The organism is Acidovorax sp. KNOB132 (genome assembly GCF_057541515.1).
The window spans coordinates 1-3,564 of sequence record NZ_BAAJYT010000326.1 but is presented as its reverse complement, the minus strand read 5'-3'; the positions used below and the strand labels follow the sequence as shown (position 1 = coordinate 3,564).

4 protein-coding genes and 2 pseudogenes are annotated in these 3,564 nt (G+C 59.2%); 2 read left to right on the top strand and 4 right to left on the bottom strand.

The genetic code is table 11. The features are described from left to right. Positions 1-102: 102 nt before the first annotated feature. Positions 103-846 (top strand): annotated as a pseudogene (locus AC27IO_RS21885) (transposase); the annotation flags it as partial. Between the two features lie 297 nt (positions 847-1,143). Beyond that, the gene (locus AC27IO_RS21880) at positions 1,144-2,160 is read left to right on the top strand and encodes a sensor histidine kinase (RefSeq protein ID WP_498740732.1); all 1,017 of its coding nucleotides are present in this window, start codon (positions 1,144-1,146) and stop codon (positions 2,158-2,160) included. A gap of 90 nt (positions 2,161-2,250) precedes the next feature. Here the strand turns inward: AC27IO_RS21880 and AC27IO_RS21875 are convergent. From AC27IO_RS21875 to AC27IO_RS21860, 4 genes and pseudogenes are all read right to left on the bottom strand, one after another. Continuing rightward, positions 2,251-2,577, bottom strand: a pseudogene (locus AC27IO_RS21875) (IS66 family transposase); the annotation flags it as partial. Next, the gene (locus tag AC27IO_RS21870; protein ID WP_487089016.1) at positions 2,517-2,723 is read right to left on the bottom strand and encodes a hypothetical protein; all 207 of its coding nucleotides are present in this window, start codon (positions 2,721-2,723) and stop codon (positions 2,517-2,519) included. The pseudogene AC27IO_RS21875 and the gene AC27IO_RS21870, both read right to left, overlap by 61 nt. Before the next feature lie 94 nt (positions 2,724-2,817). Next, on the bottom strand, positions 2,818-3,060 hold the full coding sequence (locus AC27IO_RS21865; RefSeq protein ID WP_498740731.1) for an IS66 family transposase: 243 nt from the start codon (positions 3,058-3,060) through the stop codon (positions 2,818-2,820). After that, on the bottom strand, positions 3,026-3,289 hold the full coding sequence (locus AC27IO_RS21860; RefSeq protein ID WP_498740734.1) for an IS66 family transposase: 264 nt from the start codon (positions 3,287-3,289) through the stop codon (positions 3,026-3,028). The genes AC27IO_RS21865 and AC27IO_RS21860 overlap by 35 nt, the downstream gene beginning before the upstream one ends. Between the last annotated feature and the right edge of the window lie 275 nt (positions 3,290-3,564).

The window sequence follows — 3,564 nt, the reverse complement described above, 5'->3', positions numbered from 1 at the left end:
CAACGCATCCACGAACAACGCTACTGGATCAATGCCAACTGCGCGTATCGGATTTCACCAAGCACCTCCGAGCCTCAAACCTGAGGCCCAACAGGAGGTGCCATGAGTAGGCAGAGATATTCCGAAGAATTCAAGACTAAGCGGTCAAGCAGATCACCGAGCGCGGCCACAAGGTGCCAGACGTGTCGGCCCGGCTGGGCGTGAGTCCAGCACAGTCTTTATCAATGGCTCAAGACTCACCGCACGTCGATCAGTAATCGGCAGGCGCAGGCCTCGCAGGCAGACAAACTGCGACGGCTAAAGGCGAGCTCAAGCGTTTCACCGAGGAGCGCGCGACATCCCAAAAAAGGCCGCAGCGTACTTTGCCAAGCAGTCCGGTGAGTTCGCATTCATACAGCGCCATGAACGCGAGCACAGCGTTCGCAGGCTTCGCAAGGCATAGCCATTCATCCCGGCGGCTATTACGTCTGGAAGACCAAGCCGACGAGTCTTCGTGGCAACGACGATCATCGTCTGTTGGGCCTTCTCAAGCCACTTGGCTGGCGAGTGGTGGCGTCTACAGCTAGCGCAAGCTGACCATGAACATGTGCGATCTGGGCGACACGTGCGGCAAGCACCGCGTGGCTCTTCTGCTCAAGCTCGAAGAACTGCTTTCCCAGATGGGCTACTGGCGACGGATTGGAGGTCGTGGTGACAAGCCTGCTGTGGTTGCGCCAAATCGCCTGCAGCGACGCTTCATCATCAGCGAGCCCAACCAGTCTTGGGTCACGGACACTACCTACATCCGCACCCAAGAAGACTGGCTGTACCTGAGCGTGGTGATCGATTTGTTATCTCGCCACGTCATTGGTATGCGTACGATAAAAGCACCTTGCATTTTTTTTAACATTCCCTGCATGCCGCTGGATCGGCAGGAACTGGGGACACTGACCTTGGCGCATACTGTGCCAAACCCAGGCGACGCGAGACGATTCCGCCATCACCTCGCTGCGACCGGCGCCACGCCGCAGCCCCACCAAGGCGATCAACATGCGCGGATTTCTACTGAACAATCGCGAAGAGCTCATTCAGCGATGCAAAGCCAAAGTTGCGCAGCGACCTTTACGAGGCGCTACCCTTGAGCAACTATCACACGGCATTCCGATGTTTCTTGATCAGCTGACTCGCACCATCGAAGCCGAGGATGATGGTGACATTGCAGGAGGGATGCGAATTTCAGGGGCGTCTGGGGGCGAAGGCTCGGCGCTCACTGAGATGGGCGTCTCGGCGACAGTTCATGGCGGCGAACTGCTTGCACTCGGCTACACCGTAGATCAAGTTGTCCATGACTATGGCGACCTGTGTCAGGCAATCACTGATCTCGCCGTTGAACGTGACGCCCCATTTTCGGTAGACCATTTCCGTACGCTGAACCGCTGCCTGGACAATGCCATCGCCGATGCAGTGACCGAATTTGCTGCCCAGCGCGACGTCGAAGTGGCAAGACGGCAGGTCGAGGATGAGAACGAACGGCTTGGCTTTTTCGCGCACGAGTTGCGCAACCACTTGCACGTCGCCAAGCTCGCGTTCGCAGCCCTGGAGTCAGGCAGGCTTCCGGTTGGCGGCTCGACGGGTGCGGTTCTCAGACGCAGCCTTGGCTCGATGGAAGGTTTGATCAACGATTCCTTGGCGGCTGTTCGCGACGCGGCTCTTGCACCCTTGCATCCGCGAATCTTCTCGCTCGCAATCTTTTTGGCCGATGCCGGTCGCGTTGCGCAGCTCTATGCGGCCGACACGGGGTGCGTGCTTCGCATCTCGGAAGTGGATGCCCAGTTCGCGATTGAAGGCAATCGCGAACTGCTAATGGCGGCACTCGGCAATTTGCTACAGAACGCCTTCAAGTTCACTCGTCCTGGTAGCGAGGTCACGCTGCGCGCGCAGACGTCCGCTGATTCGATCAACATCGATGTCGAAGATTGCTGTGGTGGGCTTCCCGAAGGAAGCGCTGACACGATGTTCAAGCCTTTCAAGCAAGGCTTCGACGACAAGCGGGGCCTCGGACTGGGACTTTCAATCGCAAGGCGCAGCGTCGAGGCAGATCGCGGGCGGTTGACAGTGCAAGACAGGCCGGGCAAGGGATGCGTATTCACGATCAGCTTGCCGCTGCGGGGTCTGGCGTAAGGGGAAAACCACGCTGCACCAAGCACCTTCCAGTTCATCGTGCGCTCGCGTTTTGCGACACAGTGACGTGGACGCCAGGGATGAATTTGATCAGGGTTGCCCGCGGTATGGCAATAGATCTCTGATGCGGGTATTAAGTTGCTTCGGCAGCCGTTCCAACACGTTCTTGAGATAAGCGTAGGGCTCCAGCCCGTTAAGTCGTGCGGTGTGTGCAGCAGGCTCATGATGGCTGCAGCTCTCTGGCACGCGCGCAGGCTGCCAGCGAACAGCCAGTTCTTGCGTCCCAACGCGATTGGGCGGATCATGTTTTCGATGCGGTTGTTCGGCTGCCAGATCGCCGTTGTCAATGAAGCGCGTCAGCGCCGCCCAGCGTTCGAGGCTGTAGTCGACGGCCTTGGCTGTCGCGCTGCCATCGGGTGGGTTTCTTCTGGTTGGCCATCAACGATGGCATGCAGCAGATTGGCCGCCGGCCGGCTCTTGATCTGGCGGATGCGCAGCCTTTGCTGCCCGTCCATTTCCTTGACCTCACGCTCGACGTCGTAGAGGACGCAGAACAGCTTCAAGGCGCGCTCGGCCAGGATACTGGTGTGGCTGACCACAACTCATGCAATTTGCGACGTGCATGTGCCAGGCAAGCCGTTTGGGTCACGCCTGCATTCAGGGATTGCTTTTAGCCCGAGTAGTCATCGCAGATGAGCGTGCCGCGCCAGCCGCCCACCCCGCCGTCACCGATGCCCAGGAAGCGACGGGCGTTGTGCGCCCGGTCCGGCTCGCGGTGAAGTCGAAGACGACCGCATTGATGTCATTCCAGACCATGGTGCAGTAACTCCAGAGGTAAGCACGATGCGTCTCGCTAAGGCCCGGCTTAAGCATGACCACCGGTGTCTCGTCGGCATGCAATACATGGCCTGATGAGAAGGTCCTCGAGCATGGCCTGGATCATTTGGCGCCAGTTGCACGCCGATGGTGCCCACCCACTCGGCCGAGTGGAACGGAAAACGGACACACCCGAGCGACCCATGATGGCCTCCAGGCGGAATAGTGGTTGGTGGTCAATGTACTTGGACACGACCAGATTCGCCATCAGGCCGGCAGTTGCGATGCCTTTGCCAATGACAGCCGCCGGCACCGGCGCCTGGATGAGCGTCTGGCATTTGGCGCAAGCCCACTGGCCTAGCACATGCCACTCGACCGCGAAGCTGCCCGATAGGTAGTCGAGTTTCTCCTAGATGTCTTCGCCGATGCGCTTGAACTGGCAGCCGCAGCCCGGGGTGCGGCAGGTGATGTTTTCAGTCTCGTGTTGAACATCGCGCCGTGGCAGGTATGGTGGCAGGACCTGACGCTTAGGGAAGGTCTGCATAAATCGCCCCACGGTGAGATAGCCCCCTGATTCCCCGGCCCCGT

Coding starts and splice junctions, on each gene's coding strand:
- AC27IO_RS21880 (WP_498740732.1), top strand. CDS start 1,144: ATGTTTCTTGATCAGCTGACTCGCACCATCGAAGCCGAGGATGATGGT.